Origin of the sequence: Corynebacterium sp. HMSC08C04 (assembly GCF_001807495.1) — a bacterium.
GTDB lineage: Bacteria > Actinomycetota > Actinomycetes > Mycobacteriales > Mycobacteriaceae > Corynebacterium > Corynebacterium simulans.
Window position 1 is genome coordinate 32,343 of record NZ_KV789219.1, and the last position, 22,833, is coordinate 55,175.

General features: G+C 60.5%; 19 protein-coding genes and 1 tRNA gene. 6 read left to right on the top strand and 14 right to left on the bottom strand.

All coding sequences use genetic code 11. The annotated features are described in order from the left end of the window. Positions 1 to 12: 12 nt before the first annotated feature. Positions 13 to 843, bottom strand: coding sequence for a Nif3-like dinuclear metal center hexameric protein (locus tag HMPREF3169_RS08095; RefSeq protein WP_070456097.1), 831 nt, complete (start codon positions 841 to 843; stop codon positions 13 to 15). Between the two features lie 115 nt (positions 844 to 958). Here HMPREF3169_RS08095 and HMPREF3169_RS08100 point away from each other — a divergent pair, with 115 nt between their 5' ends. Together HMPREF3169_RS08100 and HMPREF3169_RS08105 are read left to right on the top strand one after the other, a co-directional pair. Beyond that, positions 959 to 1,447, top strand: coding sequence for a low molecular weight protein-tyrosine-phosphatase (locus HMPREF3169_RS08100; protein WP_070456098.1), 489 nt, complete (start codon positions 959 to 961; stop codon positions 1,445 to 1,447). A 9-nt stretch (positions 1,448 to 1,456) separates the two neighbouring features. Then, a complete protein-coding gene (locus HMPREF3169_RS08105; RefSeq protein WP_070432646.1) occupies positions 1,457 to 2,446 on the top strand; it encodes an SURF1 family cytochrome oxidase biogenesis protein in 990 nt (329 codons plus the stop codon). A gap of 458 nt (positions 2,447 to 2,904) precedes the next feature. Here HMPREF3169_RS08105 and HMPREF3169_RS08110 read toward each other — a convergent pair. Both HMPREF3169_RS08110 and HMPREF3169_RS08115 read right to left on the bottom strand, forming a co-directional pair. Next, positions 2,905 to 2,980 (bottom strand) — tRNA-Val (locus HMPREF3169_RS08110). Positions 2,981 to 3,045: 65 nt separating this feature from the next. After that, a complete protein-coding gene (locus HMPREF3169_RS08115; protein ID WP_061923928.1) occupies positions 3,046 to 3,471 on the bottom strand; it encodes a DUF3052 domain-containing protein in 426 nt (141 codons plus the stop codon). Between the two features lie 196 nt (positions 3,472 to 3,667). Here HMPREF3169_RS08115 and aceE point away from each other — a divergent pair, with 196 nt between their 5' ends. Continuing rightward, on the top strand, positions 3,668 to 6,424 hold the full coding sequence (gene aceE / locus HMPREF3169_RS08120) for a pyruvate dehydrogenase (acetyl-transferring), homodimeric type (protein WP_061923784.1): 2,757 nt from the start codon (positions 3,668 to 3,670) through the stop codon (positions 6,422 to 6,424). A gap of 362 nt (positions 6,425 to 6,786) precedes the next feature. Here aceE and HMPREF3169_RS08125 read toward each other — a convergent pair whose 3' ends face one another. Further along, entirely contained in the window at positions 6,787 to 7,797 is a 1,011-nt protein-coding gene (locus HMPREF3169_RS08125) for an alpha/beta fold hydrolase (protein ID WP_061923786.1), read from the bottom strand. Positions 7,798 to 7,850: 53 nt separating this feature from the next. Here HMPREF3169_RS08125 and HMPREF3169_RS08130 point away from each other — a divergent pair, with 53 nt between their 5' ends. Both HMPREF3169_RS08130 and HMPREF3169_RS08135 read left to right on the top strand, forming a co-directional pair. Next, on the top strand, positions 7,851 to 8,150 hold the full coding sequence (locus HMPREF3169_RS08130) for an acyl carrier protein (RefSeq protein WP_061923789.1): 300 nt from the start codon (positions 7,851 to 7,853) through the stop codon (positions 8,148 to 8,150). A 2-nt stretch (positions 8,151 to 8,152) separates the two neighbouring features. Next, positions 8,153 to 8,935, top strand: a complete 783-nt coding sequence (locus HMPREF3169_RS08135) for an HAD-IIA family hydrolase (protein ID WP_061923793.1) — start codon at positions 8,153 to 8,155, stop codon at positions 8,933 to 8,935. A 16-nt stretch (positions 8,936 to 8,951) separates the two neighbouring features. On the opposite strand, the gene HMPREF3169_RS08140 is transcribed toward HMPREF3169_RS08135, so the two are convergent. Both HMPREF3169_RS08140 and HMPREF3169_RS08145 read right to left on the bottom strand, forming a co-directional pair. Next, complete coding sequence (locus HMPREF3169_RS08140; protein WP_062038085.1) at positions 8,952 to 9,350, bottom strand: hypothetical protein; 399 nt, start codon at positions 9,348 to 9,350, stop codon at positions 8,952 to 8,954. Between the two features lie 258 nt (positions 9,351 to 9,608). Continuing rightward, on the bottom strand, positions 9,609 to 10,412 hold the full coding sequence (locus HMPREF3169_RS08145; RefSeq protein WP_070456099.1) for a serine hydrolase domain-containing protein: 804 nt from the start codon (positions 10,410 to 10,412) through the stop codon (positions 9,609 to 9,611). 129 nt (positions 10,413 to 10,541) lie between these two features. Between HMPREF3169_RS08145 and HMPREF3169_RS08150 the strand changes: the two genes are divergently transcribed. After that, positions 10,542 to 12,248 (top strand): alkaline phosphatase D family protein, encoded by a 1,707-nt coding sequence (locus HMPREF3169_RS08150; RefSeq protein ID WP_070456100.1) that lies wholly within the window; start codon positions 10,542 to 10,544, stop codon positions 12,246 to 12,248. Positions 12,249 to 12,401: 153 nt separating this feature from the next. Here the strand turns inward: HMPREF3169_RS08150 and HMPREF3169_RS08155 are convergent, their stop codons facing one another. The 8 genes from HMPREF3169_RS08155 to deoD all read right to left on the bottom strand — a co-directional run bounded on the left by HMPREF3169_RS08155 (position 12,402) and on the right by deoD (position 22,808). Next, complete coding sequence (locus HMPREF3169_RS08155) at positions 12,402 to 14,015, bottom strand: mechanosensitive ion channel domain-containing protein (RefSeq protein ID WP_070456101.1); 1,614 nt, start codon at positions 14,013 to 14,015, stop codon at positions 12,402 to 12,404. A 58-nt stretch (positions 14,016 to 14,073) separates the two neighbouring features. Beyond that, positions 14,074 to 15,660, bottom strand: coding sequence for a peptide ABC transporter substrate-binding protein (locus HMPREF3169_RS08160; protein WP_070456102.1), 1,587 nt, complete (start codon positions 15,658 to 15,660; stop codon positions 14,074 to 14,076). A gap of 132 nt (positions 15,661 to 15,792) precedes the next feature. Beyond that, entirely contained in the window at positions 15,793 to 16,929 is a 1,137-nt protein-coding gene (locus HMPREF3169_RS08165) for a trimeric intracellular cation channel family protein (RefSeq protein WP_070456103.1), read from the bottom strand. A gap of 171 nt (positions 16,930 to 17,100) precedes the next feature. Further along, complete coding sequence (locus tag HMPREF3169_RS08170) at positions 17,101 to 18,027, bottom strand: PRC and DUF2382 domain-containing protein (protein ID WP_070456104.1); 927 nt, start codon at positions 18,025 to 18,027, stop codon at positions 17,101 to 17,103. 326 nt (positions 18,028 to 18,353) lie between these two features. Beyond that, positions 18,354 to 19,931 carry a phospho-sugar mutase gene (locus HMPREF3169_RS08175; RefSeq protein ID WP_070456105.1) on the bottom strand — a complete coding sequence of 526 codons (1,578 nt, stop codon included), beginning with the start codon at positions 19,929 to 19,931 and terminating at the stop codon, positions 18,354 to 18,356. 27 nt (positions 19,932 to 19,958) lie between these two features. Then, the gene (gene deoC, locus HMPREF3169_RS08180) at positions 19,959 to 20,606 is read right to left on the bottom strand and encodes a deoxyribose-phosphate aldolase (RefSeq protein WP_070456106.1); all 648 of its coding nucleotides are present in this window, start codon (positions 20,604 to 20,606) and stop codon (positions 19,959 to 19,961) included. Between the two features lie 10 nt (positions 20,607 to 20,616). Further along, positions 20,617 to 22,038 carry an MFS transporter gene (locus HMPREF3169_RS08185; RefSeq protein ID WP_070456107.1) on the bottom strand — a complete coding sequence of 474 codons (1,422 nt, stop codon included), beginning with the start codon at positions 22,036 to 22,038 and terminating at the stop codon, positions 20,617 to 20,619. A gap of 20 nt (positions 22,039 to 22,058) precedes the next feature. After that, positions 22,059 to 22,808, bottom strand: coding sequence for a purine-nucleoside phosphorylase (gene deoD, locus HMPREF3169_RS08190; RefSeq protein ID WP_061923823.1), 750 nt, complete (start codon positions 22,806 to 22,808; stop codon positions 22,059 to 22,061). Between the last annotated feature and the right edge of the window lie 25 nt (positions 22,809 to 22,833).

Genomic DNA, 22,833 nt, shown 5'->3' on the forward strand with positions numbered 1-22,833 from the left:
TTCCCGAGGCGATTATTTTCCGTGGACGGACAATGTCCACGGGTCGGTGCGCAGCTCGATGATTTCAGTATCCACCTTGTAAGCCTTTTCCACGATATCGCGCGCCTGCATAGTCCATGGAAATTCGCTGGCCCAGTGGGCAGTATCGACCACGGCAGGTCCCCCTGCACGCAAGTGCTCGTCCACGGGGTGGTGGCGCAGATCCGAGGTCACATACACATCCACGTCCAGCTCACGAGCGGCATCCAGGAAGGAATCACCGGAGCCACTCGAGACCGCCACGCGCTTGACGATGCCATCTGGGTCACCCGCCGCGCGAATTCCCCAGACCGTCTCCGGAAGCGCGTTCGCGACCTGCTGCGTAAATTCGCGCAGAGTCATTGGCTCGGGCAGCTCGCCGATGCGCCCGAGGCCGAGGCTGGTCTCGGTGACCTCGGCGTCGGAAAGCGCGTGCGGAATAATCGGGCGTCCCGGCTCGATGCCCACCAGCTCGGCGAGCTTGTCGTTAACGCCCGGGCGGGCCTTATCCGCATTAGTGTGTGCTGCGAACAAGGCGACGCCGCCCTTGAGCAAGGTGTGGATGACCTTGCCCTTTGGCGTGTCCGCTGCCACGGAAGTCACCCCGCGCAGGAGCAAAGGGTGGTGCACTACTAGCATCTGCGCGCCCATCTCCACTGCCTTTTCTACAACCTGCTGGGTGCAGTCGAGGGCGAAGGCCACCTTTCCTACCTCGTCTTCCGGATCACCGCAGATAAGGCCCACGGCATCCCACTTTTCGGCTAGGTGCGGCGGATAGGCTTCCTCGAGGACGCGGCGGATATCGCCAACGGTTGTCTGCGCCATGGCTTAAGGCTCCTTAATGCATTATTTGCGATGTTTTCGCTCTCTGCGCGCTGCTGCACTATCCTAGCTTTCGTTCAGAAATCGCTCTATTTGCTTATAAGAGGTCTAAACCCCCATGACTTCTGAGGACAACCCCTCCGCATTGCACCTCGTGTTCGTCTGCACGGGCAATATTTGCCGCTCCCCCATGGCGGAAATCATCGTTCGCGATGCCATGGAGACCGACATGCTAGATCTCGTCGCCCGTGCCTCTTCCTGCGGATTGGGCGGCTGGCATGTGGGCCAGGGCGCGGACCCGCGCGCCATCGCGGAGCTGCGCAGCGGCGGCCACGACGGCGCAACCCACCGCGCGGCGCAGCTCAGCCCTGAGCACATGGATGCGGATCTTTTCATCGCGATGGATTCCGGCCACCGCGACGCCCTCATCGAGCGAGGTATCGACCCGGAGCGCGTTCGCTTGATGCGCAGCTTCGACCCGAATGCCGAGGAGCTCGACGTGGAGGATCCTTACTACGGCACGGAGGAGGACTTCGCGCGAACGCGCAAGGAAATCGAAGCAGCCGTGCCTGGCCTGCTGGATTGGATTCGCGAGCAGCAGGTCTAGGATAAGGGCATGTTAAAGACGTTCCTCAAGCCGGGATGGGTTCTGCTGCTCATCTTCGTGGTAACCTTTTCCTACTTTGCTTTCACGGTGCTAGCGCCCTGGCAGCTGGGCAAAGATGACCGAATTGTGGAACGCAATCACCTAATCGCCCAGGCTTATGAGGCGGACCCACGCCCGCTTTCTGAGGTCGTTGATTCTGAGGGTGCCATCGCAGATGATGAATGGTCCCGCGCTACCCTCCACGGACGCTATTTGGCTGATGAGGAAGTGCTACTGCGCCTGCGTCCAGTTTCTTCGGGTGCGGTATACCAGTCATTGGTACCCTTCCGCACTGACTCTGGCCTGACCATGCTGGTCAACCGCGGCTGGATTGCCGCTGGTGAAGGAAACACTGTGCCCTCGATCCCTAAGGCTCCTGCCGGTGAGACCACAATTGTCGGCATGATTCGCGCGGACGAGCCGAAGCACGCCTCTGCGCCGATTGATCAAGAAGGCTACGAGCAGGTCTACTCAATTCACACCGAAGAGGTGGCCTCGCTTACCGATACAAAGTTGGGCCACGACTACATCCAGCTCTCGCCTGAGCAACCCGGTGAGCTGACCGCCTTGGAGGTCCCGCAGCTCGACCGCGGTAACCACTTGTCTTATGGCTACCAGTGGATTGCCTTCGGCATCATGGCGCCGCTGGGCTTGGGCTACTTCGTGTGGTCCGAAATCCGCGAACGCCGCCGGGCCCTCGAGGAAGAAGCGGCATTACGGGCTGCCACCAGCGCAGAGGGCGCTTCTGCCCCCACTGCAGGCCCTGGCTCTGCTGCAGACTCTGCCCCCACTGCAAGCCCTTCCACGGATTCCGTAAAGGAAACCACGGAGCCCGCGGCCGCCGCGGAATCCACCCCGCGTGCAGACACGACGCCTTCGCGTCGCAGCCGTTCCCGCTACGGCGACTCCAAGCCGGATTTTTATGAAAAGATCCGCGAACGCGGCCAGGAACGCTTCTAAGCCGCCGACCTCACCATTTACGGCGGCTTAGCGCCCTTTGCATCCAAATGGTGAGGTCGCCCCGCAACTCTTGTTCCTCAAAGCAACCAGTGTGACGTGAGTAGCCTGGATATACCCATCCCTCCTCACCATTTGCGGGCTTCCGCCCAGACAGCCGCTCCGCCCAAGCCGTCGCCCCACTGCGCGAGCGCGGCTACACGCAGGTCTACTCCCTGCGCGGCGGCATCAACGCATGGCTAGAGCAGAATACCGCGTAGGCAGCCCATATTAAGGAAACTGAAGACAGTCCACGGCGTGTGTACCTCTGCGTGTATTTAGCGTGCCTGAATCACCAGGTTTCTGGCCGCTATTTACATATATCGGTACATGAAACCACGCCTGGCAATGCGAAGGGCGTTTGAAGGAAACAAAAAGTCTCGAGACACCATCCAAAGGAACGATGTCTCGAGACTTCACACTGGTGCGGCCTGAGGGGATCGAACCCCCGACCTACTGGGTGTAAACCAGTTGCTCTTCCAGCTGAGCTAAAGCCGCATTGCGTTAACGCTTGCATAAGATTAGCCCACACAAGCGTTAGCTAACAAATCGCCTGGTAAAAGTTATTTCTTGGTATATCCGCGAGCAACCAAACAAGAACCTTGCCACTCGCCTAGGCGCTCCGCTTTAGTCTGCACCAAGCCTGCGAGCTGAGCGGACTCGGAGATGTCACCCGGCGCGAGGTTGCCCGGCTTGCCTGCCCCTGGGGTCATAAGCCAGATCCGGCCAGAGTCCCCTAGCGGGCGGGTTGCATCGACAAGACCATCGACGAGGTCGCCGTCTTCGGCGCGCCACCAAAGAAGCACGACGTCGCAAAGCTCGTCGGTTTCTTCATCGAGGAAATCCTCTCCAAGGACATCCTCAATAGATTCGGAGATGCTGGAATCGCAATCCTCGTCCCACCCGAGTTCAAGGGCAATCTGCCCCTCGGTGATTCCGAGCTTGCTGGCCGCATCAGCCACTGCTTTATTCCTTCCATTTTCTGGCATGAGCAAGATCATAACGCCTTGCACAGTAGTTTTCGCGATTACACAGGAGATTTACTGCACACAGCAGTTTTGCAAAGTTAGCAAATAGCGCCTTTTACCGGCCGCGTACGGCAATTGACCCCCTTCACACACACAGATGATCAGGGTGCGCGTATCCTGGGGTGCAAACTGTGTAAAACCAATCTAGGAGGTTTAAATGGCCGACCAGGACGCCGTAAAGGATGAGTCCAACTTCCCGATCGTCCGCGACGGAGTTGCTTCTTACCTGCACGACAGCGATCCCGAGGAAACCCGCGAGTGGATGGAATCCCTCGACGGCCTGCTGGATCACGCCGATCCAGAACGCGCCCGCTTCCTCATGCTCCGCCTGCTCGAGCGTGCGACCGCCAAGCGCGTTCCGATGCCTGCCCTGACCTCCACTGACTTCGTCAACACCATCCCGACCAACATGGAGCCGGAGTTCCCAGGTGACGAAGAGCTGGAGAAGCGCTACCGCCGCTGGATCCGTTGGAACGCAGCCATCATGGTGCACCGCGCGCAGCGCCCAGGCATCGGCGTCGGCGGCCACATTTCCACCTACGCGGGCGCTGCCCCGCTTTACGAGGTCGGCCTGAACCACTTCTTCAAGGGCAAGGACGATCCTTCCGGCGGTGACCAGATCTTCTTCCAGGGTCACGCTTCCCCGGGCATGTACGCCCGCGCGTTCATGGAAGGCCGCCTCAGCGAAGAAGACCTCGACGGATTCCGCCAGGAAGTTTCCCGCGGCGAAGGCAAGGGCCTGCCTTCCTACCCGCACCCACGCCTGATGCCTGATTTCTGGGAGTTCCCAACCGTTTCCATGGGTATCGGCCCGATGAACGCTATCTACCAGGCACGCTTTAACAAGTACCTGGAGACCCGCGGCATCAAGGACACCTCCGATCAGCACGTCTGGGCCTTCCTGGGTGACGGTGAGATGGACGAGCCAGAGTCCCGCGGCCTCCTGCAGACCGCCGCGCTCTACGAGCTCGATAACCTCACCTTCGTCATCAACTGCAACCTGCAGCGTCTCGACGGCCCGGTCCGCGGCAATACCCAGATCATCCAGGAGCTGGAGTCCTTCTTCCGCGGCGCTGGCTGGAACGTCATCAAGGTCATCTGGGGCCGCGGTTGGGACAAGCTTCTCGACGCCGATAAAGAAGGCGCCCTGGTCAACATCATGAACACCACCTCGGATGGTGACTACCAGACCTTCAAGGCAAACGACGGCGCGTATGTCCGCGAGCACTTCTTCGGCCGCGACGAGCGCACCCTCAAGCTGGTTGAGGATCTTTCCGATGACGAGGTCTGGGCCCTGCGCCGCGGTGGCCACGACTACCGCAAGATCTACGCTGCTTACGCGAAGGCACTGTCCAACAAGGGCACTGGCAAGCCGACCGTCATCCTGGCCCACACCATTAAGGGCTACGGCCTGGGCCACAACTTCGAGGGCCGCAACGCAACCCACCAGATGAAGAAGCTGACTCTGGAGGATCTGAAGCTCTTCCGCGACAAGCAGGAAATCCCGATCTCCGACGAAGTTCTCGAGCAGGATCCTTACGCACCGCCGTACTACCACCCAGGCGAGGACGCACCGGAGATCAAGTACATGCTGGAGCGTCGTAAAGAACTCGGCGGCTTCTTGCCGGAGCGCCGTGACAAGTTCACCCCGCTGGTCACTCCGGGCATCGAGAAGCTGCGCTCCGTGCGTAAGGGCTCGGGCAAGCAGAACGTTGCTACCACCATGGCGCTTGTGCGTACCTTCAAGGAGCTCATGCGTGATAAGGAGCTGGGCAAGCGCATCGTTCCGATCATCCCGGACGAGGCTCGTACCTTCGGTATGGACTCCTGGTTCCCAACCATGAAGATCTGGAATCCACGCGGCCAGAACTACGTGCCAGTGGACAACGAGCTCATGCTCTCCTACCGCGAGGCTACCGACGGCCAGATCATGCACGAGGGCATTTCCGAGGCAGGCGCTACTGCGTCCTTCACCGCGGCTGCAACCTCGTACGCCACCCATGGTGAGGCCATGATCCCGCTGTACATCTTCTACTCGATGTTCGGTTTCCAGCGCACCGGCGACTCTTTCTGGGCAGCCGGCGACCAGCTGGGCCGCGGCTTCATCATCGGCGCTACCGCAGGCCGCACCACCCTGACCGGTGAGGGTCTGCAGCACATGGATGGTCACTCCCCGGTTCTGGCTTCCACCAACCCGGCTGTTATTTCCTACGACCCAGCATTCGGCTACGAGGTGGCTCACCTGATCCACCGCGGCATCAACCGCATGTACGGCGAAGACTCCGAGGCAGTCATGTACTACCTGACCGTGTACAACGAGCCGGTCTCCCAGCCAGCTGAGCCGGAGGACCTCGACATCGAGGGCCTGCACAAGGGCATCTACCACTACAACACCGCTGAGTCCGGCTCCATCCCGGCCAACATCCTGGCTTCCGGTGTGGGCGTGCACGAGGCGCTGCGCGCACAGGACATCCTGGCCAAGGACTACGACGTCAAGGCTTCCCTGTTCTCTGTCACCTCCTGGGTTGAGCTGGCTCGCGACGGCGCGCGCCGCAACAAGGAGGCGCTGCAGAAGGGCGTCGAGCCGACCGAGGCATTCGCCACCACGCAGCTCAAGGGCTTTGATGGTCCGTTCGTTGGTGTTTCTGACTTCACCACCGACCTGCAGGAGCAGATTCGCCCTTACGTTCCGGGCACCTACATCGCTCTGGGCGCAGACGGCTTCGGCTTCTCCGACACCCGCGAGGGCGCTCGTCGCTTCTTCAACATCGATGCCGAGTCCATCGTCGTGGCAGTCCTCGAGGGCTTGGCACGCGAGGGCAAGGTGGAGCGTTCCGTCGTCGAGGAAGCAGCGAAGAAGCTGAAGCTCGATGACCCGACCGCCACCGAGTCCACCTCCTCTGACGAGGAGTAATAACTCGCTCTAGGACGGTTTAGGCCGCTCCTCGGTTGCCCTCCTAGCAGGGCGCCAAGGGGCGGTCTTCTCGTTTTGCGTTGCGGCCGGGGCACAGAAGGGCGCAGAAGGGCGCAGGCTTGTCGTACAACGAACTCGCTGGCCGACCGGCCAACTGGTCCCATTGGTTGGGTCCCCTACTAAGGGTAGTTTTACGAGTAACCGGTTCCGGGCAGAAGCCGCTAGTGGTCCCTTTACCCCACAAACGGACCAAACGAATGGGACCAAACGAATGGGACCAAACCTACGGGGGTTCTGGGAAACAAGCGGAGGCGCGCGGTGGTCGGTAGAGGGCCGGCAAAGGGCCGGCGGCCGCGGCAACGCTAGTCCACCAACGGAACCAAGAGTCGGCCAAGCGCCTCCGAGATGGCCTCGGGCTCCTCGAGGATGACCATGTGGCCTGCGCCGTCCACCTCAGTCAGCCGGGCGGCCGGCCAGTGTTCCAAGATGACGTCCGACTGGCTGCGCGGGGTTACGATGTCGGCTGAACCCACGATGACCTCGCCTCGCAGGCGGGCCAGACGGTCGGCGGCAGCATACTCGGAGTGGTCGAGAAGGTCGTCAAAGAAGCCCGTGTAACTGGACAGCGGCGTGTCCATCAGCATGGCCACGTGGAACTGCAGCTTCTCCATCTGCGGAAAACCCGCCAGCAAAGCAGCAAACAGCGGCGCAACCCACTGCGCGACCTCAAAGCGGATGCGGTCCATCCGCCTCGGCAGCCGCATGCACGCGTTATACAAACTGCCCAGCGCCTTCGACTCGAGAATCTGCGCCACACCCTTCGCCGCAAAGCGGCGCATCGACGTCGCAATCAACAGCGCCGAGTCAACGCGCTGGTACACCTCGTCCGGCGCGCGGCGAATCACATTGAGCGCCACCATTCCGCCCAAAGAGTGCCCCACGACCACGAGCTTGCCACGGGAGGCGCGCTTGGAAAGGACAGCGAGGACGTCGTCAGCCGCGGCGTCCACCGTGCACTGCGCGGGGGTGACTTCGGGGGAAAGGCCGTGGCCGCGGATGTCGACAAGCAGGCAGCGTGCCTCCGGGAAATGCCGGCGCATGTAGTCCACCTGACTGTAGTAGGCCTCCGCGGACAGGCAGTAGCCGTGGATGAACACCACAGTGATGTCCGAGTCCTGCGGGCCGACCTCGTACCACGCGATGTCCAGGCCATCGTTGCGCACGGTGCCCAAGGAATCGATTCCAGTCAGCCCAGGCTCGTCCGTGTGATTGTGCAAGGACTCGTACATGAGGTGCTGTTCGTTGCGACGCGTCGGCCGCAAACGGCGCGCCCAACTGTGCGCAATCGTCTTTGCTCGAGCCCTATAAATCATGACCTTCCCATAATAGCCGCACCTACCTATATGACCCTATTAGACTAGGACGCATGGCAAACGACCTTTCCGCGCAACTGCAAGCTCGCTTCAACCAAGCCCCTGAAAAGGAGGATAAGCGCCAAGACACTTTCGGCGCGGTGGCTGAGCTCATCAAGAAAGTCACTGGCAGCGCGGAGGGCGTAGAGCGTGAGGCCGCCCTCGAGGACTTGGGCGTGGATTCGCTCGAGCGCATCGAGCTGGCTGTGCGCGCCGAGGAACGCTTCAAGGTGCGCTTTGACGAGGCCGCAATGAAAGACATCCACACCGTCGGCCAACTTACCGAATACCTAGATAAGCACATGGAGGTTTAGCTTTGATTTCTTACCTATCCGATATGGACGGCGTCCTCATCAAAGAGGGCGAGATGGTGCCCGGCGCTGATAAGTTCATCCAGGCGCTCTATGACAATGACATCGAGTTCATGGTGCTGACGAATAACTCGATGTCCACTCCGCGAGATTTGTCCGCGCGCCTGCACAACACGGGCCTGAAGATTCCAGCCGAGCGCATCTGGACTTCCGCCACCGCCACCGCAGCATTTTTGACCACCCAGACGGGCGAGGGCAAGGCTTATGTGGTGGGCGAATCCGGCTTGACGACGGCCCTCCATGAAGCAGGTTGGGTACTCACCGACAACGACCCAGACTTCGTGGTCTTGGGCGAAACGCGCACCTACTCCTTCGAGGCTATTACCACCGCCATTAATCTCATCCGCAGCGGCGCGCGCTTTATTGCCACCAACCCTGATGTCACGGGCCCGGCGCCGCAGGGCGTGTTGCCAGCAACGGGTGCGGTCGCGGCACTGATTACCGCGGCAACCAACCGGGAGCCTTATTACGTGGGCAAGCCAAACCCGGTCATGATGCGCTCGGCGCTCAATAACATAGGCGCGCATTCCGAGAACACGGTCATGATTGGTGACCGCATGGACACCGATGTGAAGTCCGGCTTGGAGGCCGGCCTGCGGACCATCTTGGTGCGCACTGGCATTAGCGACGATCGCGAAATCCAGCGCTATCCATTCCGCCCGAACCAGGTGCTGGATTCGGTGGCAGATTTGGCTGATCGCGTCACTAGCCCCTTCCCCGAGGACTAGTTCTTCGGAGCTAAGGCTAGATTGTTACGTCAACGCGCGCGCTGAATGCGTGCTCGCTTGATAAGAGCTCGACTTCCCTTTCGAGGGCGGCGAGCTCTTTTTGCGTGCCGGTGATGACTTGGCGGCAGCCGATACCCACGCGTGCCGGTACGACGGCGCGCACAAGTTCGGCGTCACCGGGCATGTCCCGGTACCACCGTGTGCACCACTGGGCGGTGAGTGGATCGTCGCCGGGGACGATGAACTCTGACTCAGTGGTGATGCAGCGTGCCATGGCACGCTCTACTGCCGGGCGCAGTTTGCGGGGCATCCCCGCAATGGTGAGCACGGCGGTGTGCACCTGACCGGCATTGCGGTGCGGCCAGGCGCTGGGTGCCGTTGCAGTGGCGACGGCTTCGTGAACGCGAGTATTCACGCCGATTCTCCTTCGACATGTTTAAAGCAGCGCTTCACAGACCTCCCTAAAAAGGGGCGGCCTCCAAGTGCTGCCAGACGAGCTTCGTCTTCCCCAACGAACTGTCTGCGCGTTGGGGCCGATTCTCCCGCGTCACATGAGCCCCATCAACCCTAAACAACCACTTCAACCCCCGTTTGATAAACCTCAACCGAAGGTTGAAAATTCACACGAGAAACATTAGTTAACAAGGGTTTTCGAGAGCCTCACCAGTAACGCCTATCGCGCCTGACACTCCTTCCAAATCGCTGTGTTCGCCTCCGCCCACAAGAGCTTGGCCCAGTCGCCAAAATCGCGATCCGTCAGAGCCACCATGGCCCAATCCCCCGCCAGCCACAGATAGGTTCCAGACATACCGAAGTGGCCTACAGCGCTGGAAGGCAGCGCGCCCATCCACTGCTGTTTCTCGCCGTGAATCTCAAAGCCCAAGCCCCAGGTGCAATCCTTGAAGCTGCCATAGCCCGGCACAATTCCACGCAGGCCAGGAAACTGTACGCGGCGCATCTCGGCCACAGTGCCTGAGTCCAACAGCTGTGGCGAATAGACTTCGGCGGTAAAGGCCGCAAGGTCACTGACCGTGGTCACCAAACCGTGGCCGGCAGAGCCCTCAAGACGCGTCGAGCCCATCCCCAGCGGAGCAAACACGCCCTCGCGCAGATACTCCGGAAAAGGCATTTCCGTAGCCTCTTCCACCACCTCTGCCGCCCACTCGTAGCCGGCCGAGGAGTAGATGCGCCGCTCGCCCACCGGCTTTTGCGGCTCGCGGGAATCAAACTTCACGCCCGAAGCATGCGCCAGCAGGTGCCGCAAAGTCGAGCCTTCTGGCCCGGCGGGCATATCGAGGTCCACCGCGCCTTCCTCCACGGCCATGGCAACGCCATAGGCCACCACCGGTTTGGTCACCGATGCGACGGAGAAGGCCCTGTCCAGCGCGCCCACCGACTCAACGATTTCGCCGCGATGCAGCAGCGCCCCAGCGATATTGTCAGCTGGCCATTCGGAAATCTTGGAGAACTCACTCATGCATTCCAGCGTACCCAGCCCCATCCTTTCGAAAGGCCAGAAAAACGCTACGTAAACCGCAAGTAAAGGCAAAAATAAATCTTTCTCCCCGAGTTGCGAGCTTTCCAAACCGGAGAATATTTGGGGAACATGAATATTTTTCCGCGAAACAACTCTCAGAATGATGCGCCTGCCCGCCGCGGTTTTAACCGCCGCCGCTTCCTCCAAACCAGCAGCGTCGCCTCCGCCGCGGCGCTGACCGCGGGCGGGCTTAGCCCGGCCAACGCGCAGAGCTCACTTCCCGGCAACAAACGCCAGCTCATCGATCCGCCAAAGGGCGAGCTACCTTTCCTGCACGGCGTGGCCTCCGGCGATCCGATTCCGGATTCCGTCATCCTGTGGACCCGAGTTACCTCCTCGCCTGACACAATGCCTGGCTCCGGCGTGGGTCCCGACATCACGCTCGAGTGGGAGGTGGCGAGAGATGAGGAGATGCGCGACGTCGTCAAGCGTGGCAACGTGGTAGCCACAGGCGAGCGCGACCATACCGTTAACGTGGACCCGCACGGGCTTAACCCCGAGACCACGTACTTCTTCCGCTTTCGCGTCACCGACGGCGAGCACGCGGGCAAGGCAAGCCCGGTCGGACGCACGAAGACTGCCCCAGCGGCGAATGCTTCCCCGGAACAGCTAACCTTTGGTGTGGGCTCCTGCGCGAACTGGGAGTCGGGCTTTTTCAGTGCTTATACGGACATCGCCAAGCGGGCGCGCGCTGGCCAGCTGGATTACATGATTTTCTTGGGCGATTACATCTACGAATACGGCGTCGGCGAGTACTCGGGCTTTGGACCGGTGCGCCACCATCACCCGGCGCACGAGATTGTTTCGCTGCAGGATTACCGCGTGCGCTTCGGCCGCTACCGCACAGACCCAGAGTTGCAGGCAGCCCACGGCGCACTGCCTTGGATTGTGGTGTGGGATGACCACGAAACAGCCAATGACTCCTGGGCCGGCGGCGCCGAGAACCACGATCCGGCAACCGAGGGCGACTGGAATTCCCGGCGCGCCGGCGCGATGCAGGCCTACTTCGAGTGGATGCCGGTGCGCATGACGAATCCTTCTCAGGATGGCCACATCTACCGTTCACTTACCTTCGGTGATTTGGTGGAGCTGACCATGATGGATCTGCGTACCTACCGCGACAAGGAGCTTTCCTGGGACCCGGCGGGCTTTGCGAAGGAGGACCGCACGATGCTGGGCTCCGAGCAATACGAATGGCTGCTCGGCAAGCTGGAAACCTCGCAGACCGCGTGGAATATGCTGGGCAATTCCGTGATGTTTTCCCCGCTGAACCTGATTACGCTGCAGCAGGATCCGCAGACCGAAAAGGTATCTTCGGCGCTTTCTTCCAACATCACGGGCATCCCCGTCAACGGTGATCAGTGGGATGGCTACAGCGCTGAGCGACGCCGCGTCATCGAGGCACTGGCCGCCAAGGGCTCCCAGGCGCTCTTCGTCACCGGCGATATCCACACCGAGTGGGCACACAACATCACCCACCAAGGCAACATCATCGGCGCGGAGCTGGTGTGCGCTTCGGTTACGGCACCGAACATCAACGAGCAGTTGAAGCTTCCGCAAAATAACGCGCTTTCCGACGCCGCCGAGCACATCCTGCGCAGCGCCAACCCACACTGCAAGCACGTGGACCTGGATAACCACGGTTATTCCTTCGTCACCGTGCGTCGCGAGGAAGCGGAGATGCATTGGTTGCGCGTGGATGACATCTTGACTCCCGGCTCGCCAGTTCGCGATAGCCTCACGATGACGTGGCGCAAGGGGCAGGGCTTCAAATAGGGGCTTTAAATAAGGAATTTACCCCCGGTTACCCCCAATCTGGTTGCTTGTTAACATTTCCCTGCGCGTTTCGATATCCATTACGCGGCGCGCGGGCGCCGTTGGGAATCTCCCCCTATTCCCCTTCACTTATTGCCCTATCCTCCCTATCGCTCAAGCGCCGTCGCTTCCCCCAGCGGCGGCGCTTTCTTCTGCCGCGGTGGGCTCCGCGCTAGGCACCGCGCTCTGTGTTGCGGTTTCAGCAGGTACGGTGGTGGCGGCGTCGGAGTCAGCGCCCGAGGAGCCCGAGCGCGAGTCCGCCCGAGAGCCGTCCTCACTAGAGCCGTCCTCACTGGAGCCGTAATCGGCAGAGCTTTCCGCGCTTGTGGTTGGCTCCGCGGCCTCGGTCGGGGTGGTGGTCCCCGGGGCAGGCGGGGTCTCCGCCGAGGAGTCGGCCTCCTCCCCCGGCGCGACTGGGGCGGGCGCTTCCGAGGTGGCGGCGTCGCGCTGTGACCAGTAGGCAGGGTTTAGCCAACCGGTGCCGGCGTCCTCCGGATTCCAGGAGGCAAAGATGAGCAGTCCGGTAATCGCAAGTGCCGCCAGCAGCGTGGTGGTAGAAGAACGAACGCGCCCACCGGCAGTCCACACGTACTGGAACTTGCTGCTTGGGGTATCCGCACGCCAGATGCCGGTGGCCGGCTTTTCTTCCTTTTCCACATCCGCACTCGCGGGCTTGCCGGGGCCATGGTCCTTGGCTTTGGCAACTTCCTCCAGGGCGGTGTCATCATTGTCTGCGTTGTGGGCGCTAGCGCGCGCTGCGACGCCATCTGCGCTTGCCGACGCCGCCACTGCCGCGCCCAGCCCCTTTTCCGCCGCGGTTTCAGGGGTGCGCTCGATACCGGGCTTTTCCACGGAGCTGGAAGGACCTGCAGGAAATACGCCGGTCGCGTTGCTGGGTAGGTTGTAGTGATCCCAAAACGCCGAGAGCAGCGCGGAGCGGATTGCGCGCTCAACCGCCCACTGCCGCGAAGGGTTGACCTGCACGAGCACGCGGTATTTAACCTGCCAAGGCTGACCCGCAACAGTTGGTTCCACGATGCCGGTGGCAGAAAGGATCTCGAGCTCGCCGGCGACGTCGCCAGCAATGGCCGGATCCTTGATGGCCTGCTGGGAAATCGTACGCACCTGGGAAGTGATTTCCTCAAGGGTCTCGCCCTCGTGGAGCGGCACCGAAAGGTCCACTACAGCGCGGGACCAATCCTGCGAGAAGTTGGTGATAACGCCCGCCGAGCCATTGGGAACCATGACCACCTCGCCCGTGGGCGTACGTACCTTCGTGGTGCGCAGGGTCAGCGCCACCACGGTTCCTTCCACGCCCGTTGTGCCCTCAAAGCTCACGTAGTCACCGACGCCGAATTGCTTTTCCGAAAGGATGAAAAAGCCCGCGAGGAAGTCCCCGATTATCTTCTGTGCACCAAAACCAAGGGCGGCAGAAACCACCGTCGCCGGGATTGCCGCGCCCAGCGCCGGCACGCCCACGTTCGAGAGTGCGGCCAGCACGAGCAAGAAATATGCCACCGCCTGCAATACGTAGACCAAAGCTCCGCCCAAGGCCAGGCGCGCCTTCGTGGACTCTTCGCCTTCCTCGAGCCGCGATTCCAGGACGCGGATGGCCAGCCGACCCAGCCGCGGCACCAACATGCCCAGCAGCAACAACGCGACAAGCGGCAGGACATGGTCGATTCCGACCTGCCACATCCGATAAAAGAAGTAGCCAACGAGGTTCATATTTTTAGATTAGCCAGGATTCCGCAACGACAACCGGCTAAAAGCTAAAAATGCGCTGTTAGCCTTTGTCGCGAGTCAGCTCAAAGTAAAACGGCTTTCCCTTCCAGCTGAAATGTGGACGCGCGATATCGGTGTCATAGCCGCCAACCACGTTGGATTCCCACAGCGGCAGCGCCGGCAGGTCATGCAAAAGGATGGACTGCGCTGCAAGCAGTTTTTGCTCTTGGACCTTTTTATCGAGTTCGGAATTGGCTTCCTTGAGCAGCCTGTCGAATTCCGGGTTATTAAAGCCGGACTCGTTGAGCAACGAGCTAGATGCGAAGACCGGCTCCAGAAAGTTGACCTCCGAGGGGTACGCAGCCTGCCAGCTGGAACGGAAGGAACCGCGCATCTGACGGTCCGTTACGGCTTGCCGGTACTTCTTAAAGGTCGAGAAAGCACGGCCATAAGCCTCGATACCAAGTGTCTCTGAAACCTGTTTAGTTACCGCATCGACCCATTCCGCATGCCCGCCATCCGCGTTATATCCCAGAAGAAATGGCCCCGTCCACGGCGAGATGGCATCAGCCTTTGCCCACAGTTCGCGTGCCTTTTCTGGGTTATAAACCAGCACTTCCTGACCCGGAATCATCCCCATCTCAGGGCAATATTTTTGGGTGGCAAAACATGTAACCGGAGTGACAGTATCGTCCAAGACTTCGTGCGCGATGCGGGTGCGATCGAAGGACATGGAGATGGCGCGGCGTCGCAAAGCGCCGGCCTCTCCGCGGAACATCGGGTCATTGGCCGGGATGGTGATGAAGCTGAACATGGCGGAAGTCTCGTTGAAGCTTCGCCCGTCCAGTTCCTCCTCAAAGCGGTGGATATGCGTGATCGGCACATCCGTGACCAAGTCCAGCTCGCCGCGCTGCAGGGCAGCATAGGATTCCTCTTCGGTCTCATAAAAGCGAAACTCCAGCCCCTCGTTACGGGACTTTCGCGGGCCGACATATTCCGCGTTTGGGATAAGGTTGATCTTTTCATCCCTATCCCAGCGCGCCAGGCGGTACGGACCGTTGCCGATGGGGTTCATGCCATATGCGTCATAGCCCTTCTCGGCTGAAGGATGCATGGGGAAAAAGACCGAATGGCCCAGGCGTTTCACGAAGTTCGCGGTAGGCTCGGCCAGCTCAATGTGGAAGGTTCTATCGCCTGTTACCTTAAGACCACGCATGGTGGGCTCGCCCTCCCCAAATCCCAGAATCGGCTTGAAGAAGTAGGAGGAAAGCATGTTGTTTTGAACAGCTGCGTTCCAGGAATCCACGAAGTCACGCGCACGAACTGAAGAGCCGTCGGAGAACTTCGCATCCTCACGCAAGACGACGTCGTATTCAGTAGGCGAGGTCTGGGTAATCTTCTGAGCAACGTCGTATTCCGCCTCGCCTTCCTCGTTGAGGTAGACCAAGCCGGAGTAGATGAGATTAACGATGGTCGCGGCCGGCACATCGTTGATATCCGCTGGCAGCAGCGGGTTCTGCGGCTCCGCGCCGTCAGTGGTGATGAAGTCAACGCCCGAGATATCCGGGGTCTGGTCTGGGGGAACACACGCCGATAATGCCAATACCAGGGTGGCGGCTGCGCTAACGCTTAATACGCGCTTTAACATGACGTTTTCCCCCTTTCCACTTATATAAGGAATCGCCTCGGAAAGTCCTGAATGATTCCACCGCATAAGCTTATATGATTGCCCAGCTAAAGCAGAAGAAAAGGTGAGTTTTTACACTTAAGTATCCACTTTTTAATTCTGCTTCTTATAGCGCTGGACTAAGTGCTCCACCAACTCATCGGTCAGCTTTTCATCCGAGAGCACGATGTCTAGGTTCTCACGCTGCTCCTTGAGCATTTTTGGATCGAGCAGCGGTTCATCCTCGTCATAGTCCTCATAGGAATCGCCGCTTAAGTCCACGCCGATTTCCTGCAGGATGCCCTTGGATTCTTGGCTTAGAGCTTCCTCATTCTTCGCGGCAGAATCGGAGTCGGTGGCTGGGATGGCCTCGCCGTGGAGCTGCTCCATGGTGTCGGTGAAGGACTCAAGCAGCTCGGTGGCATCGCTGGTGGCGGCCGCACGGAGGCGACCATTTTGCACTTGCTTTTCGATGCGGCGCTGCAGGGCTTTTTCCATCTGTTGGTGCCGCCAGCTGCGCACCTTGGTGGGCTCTAGGCGACGCCCCACTGCCCGGCCTTTGTTCTCGGCCTTACGCGCGAGCAGCATGACCTGCGCCGCAGTATCGTTCAGCGGCGCCCATTCCTGGCGGGCAGGAATGCGCCAGCCGGCCCAGATGCCGAACAAGGTCAGGATGAAGGAAACGACCGGCCCCACCAGCATGCCAGTGGCCAGGTGGTCGAAGGAATCGGCCACGAGCACCACTGCGGCACAGGCCACCGCGGGGATCACCGTGGGCTGATTATCGCCGAAGACGGCTGGCTCGCGGCCCATACTGATGTCACGGATCATGGAACCGCCCGTTGCAGTAAACACGCCCATCATCACGCATGGGATAAGCGGCAGGCCATAGGTCAGCGCCTTCACGGTACCGGTGGCTGCCCACAGCGCGGAGACTATGGCATCCCCGTGAGATTGAATATAGTCCCAGGTTCTGCCTTTGAAGTAGAAGAATCGTGCAATCAGCGCGCCGGCGAAAGCAAGGTAGAGGTATTCCGGCTGCGACATGGCAGCGACAGTGCCGCGGTTGATGAGGACGTCACGGATCATGCCGCCGCCCAAGGCTGAGAACATCGCGATAAAGAAAAAGCCCACAATGTCATAGCCGCGCTGGCGAGCAAGCGTGCCACCGATGATCCCCATCAATAACACGCCGCTGACGTCGGACCAGTAGTACAGCGCCTCAATCAGCGGATCCACCTCAACATTCATGATTCCAGTCTATGGGCAGAGGCGCCCTACGGCAGGGAAGTTCCTAGTCTTTTCCGAACGCGGGAGGAAGCGAGAAAGACATAAAGACAAATAGGCCGCCGGCAATACTGCCAGCGGCCTATTTAGGAGGTGTCTGTACTAGGTACTAGCTACCTAGTACTATCCAAGTTTTTACTTGGTGGTCTTGCCGTCTACACCCTCGGTCTCGATGCGCTCCTTGCGCAGATCCTCGGAGACGCGCTCGGTGTCGGTAACTTGCTTCTTGTTCAGCTCAACCTTCTCAACCGGAACGGTGTCCTTCTCAACGCGGACGCGCTCCTCGTGGAGGGTGACGGATGCTTCGTCATCGGTCAGGTTATTCTTGCCGCGCAAGGAAGCAGCCTCTTCCTCGGAGATTGGGGTGCGCTCGACGCGAACCTCTTCGCGGGTAACCGGAACCTCAACGTTCTCGGTCTCGGTTACGACATACTTGCGCAGGCGAACCTCACCGGTCTCGACGCGCTCCTTGTTAACGTCCAGCTGCTCCTCGGAACGAACCAGGGAATCGCGGCCATCAACGTCAGCGTGGGTGTGGCCAGCGTTCTTGGTGTGGTCTGCAGCCTCGGTGCCAGCAACGTGGTCCTTGTGAGCGTGCTCCTTGTGCTCTGCACCAGCAGCGTGCTCTGCACCAGCAGCAGCGCCAACGCCTGCACCTGCACCAGCGCCAGCAGCCAGGCCAGCCTTGTTCTTATCGGAAACGTCGTGGCGGCCACCGGTGTAGGCCTGCTCGTCCTTCATGGTGTCAACGCCGTAGTGGCGGAAGATTTCGTTCTGGTCGTTTGCGCTAAGAGCCTTGTCGGTGTCAACGCTTGGAGCATCCTTGATGCGCTCCTTGTCGAATGCGAGGATGAGGTCATCTTCGCCAGCGAACTTGTGGCCGCGCATCGGAACGATGGACTCGCTCATGCCGAACAGACCGTGGCTAACCTCAACGAAGGTTGGCTGACCGGAGTTGTCATCAACGAATACTTCCTTGACGGAGCCCAGCTTGTCGCCGTTTACGTCGTATGCGGTCTTGTTGAACAGGTCCTTGATATCGCGTACATTCTGGTTAGTCATGATCTCCTCTTTCTTTAAAAAATAGGTAACTATCAGGCCGTTTGGAAAGCCTAAGCGTTTGTGCTAGCTCGCTTTACGGCGCTGAAGCCCACAGTACGGAAGTCGCGAGATTCCGCCACCGCAATGTATGGACATCGCCTGCCATAAACCTGTGAAATGTCTTCATTCAAGCGTTAAAAGCCAGCTTATAGGGTTAGGTAACGGTTAGGTCACAACCCATAAATTTCTTAAAATTAATGGCACCAGACGCGAAAGGGGGCGTAACGCGCTCAGCGTTACGCCCCATCTCCTTCCAGGCATCACGGCCCAAGGCAAAGAACTTGCAGCTACATGTCGAAAAAGACCCGCAGATCCTCTGCAATGGCATCCAGGCGGGCCGGATCCGGGGACTCCAAGTAGCACTTGAGCTTCGGCTCGGTGCCGGACGGGCGCACGATGACGCGGTCATCGTCCACGGTGTAGAGCTTCATGCCTTGGGCAAACTTCTCTGCCTTTGCAATCTCCGAGCCCGCCAGTTGAGTCGGTGGGGTCGAGGTGATCTTTTCCATGCCGCGGGTAATCAGCGAAAGGTCTTCCACACGGAAGGTCAGCGGAGCGGTGGCCAGGCGGCCCACGGTGGAGTAAATCTCTGCGAGGCGATCCTGCAGGGTGATGCCTGCATCCTTGCACTCCGAGGCCAGGCTGGCCAGAACCACCGAGGTGGCAACGCCGTCTTTGTCGCGCACGGCCTGCGGGTCGGGGCAAAAGCCGATGGCTTCCTCGTAACCAAAGCTCAAGTCATGGGTGCGGGCAATCCACTTGAAACCGGTGAGTGTTTCCTCATGCGGCAGGCCGTAGTGCGCGGCAATGCGGCCCAGCAGACGCGAGGAAACCAGCGAGTTAGCAAACGTTCCACCCACTCCCCTGCGCGCCAGGTAGTCACCCAGCAAGGCGCCGGTCTCGTCGCCGGTGAGCTGACGCCAGACGACGCCGCCTTGCGCACCGTGCGTCGGGATAGCGGCCGCGCAACGGTCAGCATCCGGGTCGTATGCAATAAGGATGTCCGCGCCGATCTTTTCCGCGTGCGCCTTGCCCAGGTCCAGAGCGCCGGGCTCTTCCGGGTTGGGAAAGGAAACGGTTGGGAAATCCGGGTCCGGCTCGGCCTGTTCCGGCACGAGGGAAACCTCGAAGCCGACCTTCTCGAGCAGCGCGGTGCCCAGCTTTGCGCCCACGCCGTGCATGGCAGTCAGCGCAATCTTGGCGCTGGTGGACTGCCCCACCAGCTTGGCGGCGCGCTCGAGGTACTGCGCGCGGGTATCGACTTCCTCGATGTTGTCGGCGGAACGCGGCACTTCGTCGGCAGGCGGCGCCGCAGCAATAGCCGCTGAGATCTCTGCATCCGCCGGGGAGACCAGCTGCACGCCGTTGGCGTCGCCGGTGGCCACGCGGCCGCCCAGGTAAACCTTGTAGCCATTATCGGCTGGCGGGTTGTGGGAGGCGGTGACCATGATGCCGGCGTCGGCGCCGAGCTCGCGCACGCTATAAGCGGTCAGCGGCGTGGGGTTCTGCTTGGGCAGCACCAGGGCACGGCCGCCGGCAGCGGAGATGACCTCCGCAGCATCCTGGTAGAAATCGGCCGAGCCGTAGCGGGCATCGCAGCCGATGACCACGACTGGGTTTTCCACCTGCTGCTTTAGCCACGAAACCAAGCCATAGGTGGTGCGGATGACCACGGCACGGTTCATGCGGGACTCGCCTGCCCCAACGGCGGCGCGCAGGCCAGCGGTGCCGAAGGCCAACGGGCCAGCGAAGCCGGCGGACAAAGCAGCTTCGTCGCCAGCCTCAATCCAGTCCAAGACCTCGTCACGGGTTAACGGGTCTGGGTCGTGTTCGGCCCAGGTGCGAGCGTATTCAACAAGTGACATTGTTTCCTCGATTCAGCTTCTAAGCCACTAGTTTTCTAGGTCCGCCAGCACCGCAGCGGAGGAAGACAGGCCGAGGCGGGTGGCGCCGGCGTCGATCATCGCCTGCGCGTCCGCGCCAGTACGAATGCCGCCGGAGGCTTTCACACCGAGACGGCCGCCCACGGTATCTGCCATGAGCTTTACTGCGTGAACGCTGGCGCCGCCGGCTGGGTGGAAGCCGGTGGAGGTCTTGACGAAGTCAGCGCCGGCAGCCTCGGCGGCGCGGCAGGCGGCGACAATCGCGTCGTCGGAAAGCGCGGCGGACTCAATGATGACCTTCAGGACCTTGCCCTGGCAGGCGCTGCGCACGATGCGGATCTCTTCCTCAAGTGCGTCGAAGCGGCCCTCAATGGCCAGCGCGATGTTGATGACCATGTCGATTTCTTCGGCGCCGTTGTCCACGGCAAGGCCTGCCTCGGCGGCCTTGATCTCCGGCTTGACGGCGCCGGAGGGAAAGCCCACGACGGTTGCCACCTGTAGGCCCTCGGGAACCTCGACCGGCAGCTGGGACGGGGAAATGCACACCGAGTAGGTGCCCAGGCGCTGGGCTTCCTCGATGAGTGCGGCGACGTCCTGCGCGGTGGCTTCCGGCTTGAGCAGGGTGTGGTCGATCATGGATGCGACGTTGGATGACATTTCTTCTCCTTTAAGCGAGTGTTTCGGAAGCGTCGACGGAATCCGCGCGAGACGCCGATCGCGCCTCGCGCGCTTCACTGCGCGCCATAACGCGGTCGGCCACGACGTAGAGGACGGCGCCACATGCGCCAACGGCGGTCAGCACGCCGAGGGCAAGGTTGAAGCCATCGCTTACGTCAATGAGTTTTGCGGTGTACGCGATGCCGAGCGGGATGGCGATGTTGATGGTCAGGTTGTAGAAGCCGATGGCAATGCCGGACTTCGCGGCCGGGATGTTTTGCAGCGCAGTGTTGACCAGCGGTGCATACATCAGCGCGAAGCCAGATGCGAAGGTCACGATGGTCACGGCCAGCACGGCGACGTGCTCCTGTACGAAGAGAGCGGCTACGGCCAGGGAGCCGACGATCATGACCAGTGCGGTGTAGATGGTCTGGCGGGAGTTCAGGACTTTGCCGATCTTGCCGGAGAAGACACCGACCAAGATGGCGCAGATGTAGCCCGGAATCATCAGTAGGCTGGCGCGGTCAATGCTCATGCCGTGCAGCTCGTTGGCCGCAAATGGCAACAGGAAGATGTAGCCCAGCTGCGTGGAGTAGATGAAGAACACCAGGGTGATTGCCCACACGTAGCGGCCGTTGGTGAAGAATTCCGGGCGCACCACGGGCGCCTTAGCGGATCGGATGTGCAGCGTAAATCCAATCACTGCCACGACGGCCAGGATGAGCCACTTCCAGTCGAACGCCTGCATGAACATGGTCAGCGCGGTGGCAAAGAAGCCAACCAGGATAAGGCCGAGCACGTCCAGGCTTGACTCCACTGCTTCGTCCTCGGGCACCATCTTGTGGATGGCAGGAATGCACAGCACCAGGATGAGCGGCACGAGGAACATCGCGGTCCACGAGATGTAGGTGGAGATAAAGCCGGAGGTCAGCGCGCCAATCAGCAGGCCGGCTTGGAAGGCGGCGGTGGAAAAGCCGAGGTAGGTCTTTTGGTCTGCTTCAGATAGGTGCTTGGTCACGTAGATGACGTACAGGGTTTCCGCGGCGGCTAGGCCGGTGGTCTGAATCAGGCGGGCGGCCAGCACGATGGGCCAAGAGCCCGAGCCCACGAAACCAATAACCGAGCCGACAGCCACGAGGAGCACACCGGTGATCATGAGCTTGCGGATGGACACGGAGTCCGCCAGCGCCGCGTAGACCACGGCGCCGATGCCGATGATGACGCCAGCAAGGGATGCCTGCAGCGAGGCAGTGTTGTCATCAATGCCCAAGCCTTGCGCAATCGGCATGGTCATGGTCTTGAAACCATTATCCACCACGAGGGAGAAGACGAAGCAGAATAGCAGCACCGGTACGGCTGCCTTGGGGTTGAGGGCTGCATCGACGCCGCGCTTTACGACGCCCGATGGCTTAGCGTTTGTAGCTTTTGACATGGCTTTTTAAGCCATCCTTCCTAGTCCAGGCCTGCCAGTGGCAGTGCGAGCTTCATCATGGTGTGGAATGCGGTCTGGCGTTCCTCAGCCGAAAGGTGGGTATCGGCAGCGATGTTGTCAGAGACGGTGAACAGACCGAGGGCGTTCACGCCTGCCTCGGCAGCGGTGGCATAAAGCGCAGCGGATTCCATCTCGACGCCGAGCACGCCCATGTGTGCCCAGCGGTCATTGACGGCCTGGTCGAAGTTGTAGAAGACATCGGAGCTCAAGACATTGCCGACGTGGATGTGGGCATTCTGCTTTTCTGCCTCATCGACGAGTGCCTTGAGCAGCTTCCACGAAGCCGTCGGAGAGTACTGGCCCGGCAGGTTGTACTGGCTCAGGAAGTTGGAGTCGGTGGAAGCGGCGGAGGCGACGATGACATCGTGCAGGTCGATGTCCTCCTGCAGTGCGCCGATGGAGCCGACGCGGATCAGGTTCTTCACGCCGTAGTTGTGGATTAGCTCCCAGGAGTAGATGCCGATGGAAGGCATGCCCATGCCGGTGCCCATGACGGAGACGCGGTGGCCCTGGTAGGTGCCAGTGAATCCGAGAATGTTGCGGACCTCGTTGAACTGGACGACGTCTTCCAAGAAGGTATCGGCGATGAACTTTGCACGCAGTGGGTCACCTGGCAGCAAGATGGTCTCTGCGATTTCCGCGCCCTTGGGGTTGATGTGCGGGGTGGCGATTTCGGTGGAAAATTCGTTTGCGTGTGCGGCTTCAGACACGGTGAACTCCTATCGGAAGGACAAT

Excerpts from the sequence above, each read along its gene's own strand:
- HMPREF3169_RS08170 (WP_070456104.1), bottom strand. The coding sequence starts at position 18,027 with ATGACTAACCAGAATGTACGCGATATCAAGGACCTGTTCAACAAGACC.
- deoC (WP_070456106.1), bottom strand. The coding sequence starts at position 20,606 with ATGTCATCCAACGTCGCATCCATGATCGACCACACCCTGCTCAAGCCG.
- HMPREF3169_RS08130 (WP_061923789.1), top strand. The coding sequence starts at position 7,851 with ATGGCAAACGACCTTTCCGCGCAACTGCAAGCTCGCTTCAACCAAGCC.
- HMPREF3169_RS08150 (WP_070456100.1), top strand. The coding sequence starts at position 10,542 with ATGAATATTTTTCCGCGAAACAACTCTCAGAATGATGCGCCTGCCCGC.
- HMPREF3169_RS08125 (WP_061923786.1), bottom strand. The coding sequence starts at position 7,797 with ATGATTTATAGGGCTCGAGCAAAGACGATTGCGCACAGTTGGGCGCGC.
- HMPREF3169_RS08160 (WP_070456102.1), bottom strand. The coding sequence starts at position 15,660 with ATGTTAAAGCGCGTATTAAGCGTTAGCGCAGCCGCCACCCTGGTATTG.
- HMPREF3169_RS08100 (WP_070456098.1), top strand. The coding sequence starts at position 959 with ATGACTTCTGAGGACAACCCCTCCGCATTGCACCTCGTGTTCGTCTGC.
- HMPREF3169_RS08185 (WP_070456107.1), bottom strand. The coding sequence starts at position 22,038 with ATGTCAAAAGCTACAAACGCTAAGCCATCGGGCGTCGTAAAGCGCGGC.
- HMPREF3169_RS08175 (WP_070456105.1), bottom strand. The coding sequence starts at position 19,931 with ATGTCACTTGTTGAATACGCTCGCACCTGGGCCGAACACGACCCAGAC.
- HMPREF3169_RS08165 (WP_070456103.1), bottom strand. The coding sequence starts at position 16,929 with ATGAATGTTGAGGTGGATCCGCTGATTGAGGCGCTGTACTACTGGTCC.
- HMPREF3169_RS08095 (WP_070456097.1), bottom strand. The coding sequence starts at position 843 with ATGGCGCAGACAACCGTTGGCGATATCCGCCGCGTCCTCGAGGAAGCC.
- HMPREF3169_RS08155 (WP_070456101.1), bottom strand. The coding sequence starts at position 14,015 with ATGAACCTCGTTGGCTACTTCTTTTATCGGATGTGGCAGGTCGGAATC.
- aceE (WP_061923784.1), top strand. The coding sequence starts at position 3,668 with ATGGCCGACCAGGACGCCGTAAAGGATGAGTCCAACTTCCCGATCGTC.
- HMPREF3169_RS08115 (WP_061923928.1), bottom strand. The coding sequence starts at position 3,471 with ATGCCAGAAAATGGAAGGAATAAAGCAGTGGCTGATGCGGCCAGCAAG.
- HMPREF3169_RS08145 (WP_070456099.1), bottom strand. The coding sequence starts at position 10,412 with ATGAGTGAGTTCTCCAAGATTTCCGAATGGCCAGCTGACAATATCGCT.
- HMPREF3169_RS08105 (WP_070432646.1), top strand. The coding sequence starts at position 1,457 with ATGTTAAAGACGTTCCTCAAGCCGGGATGGGTTCTGCTGCTCATCTTC.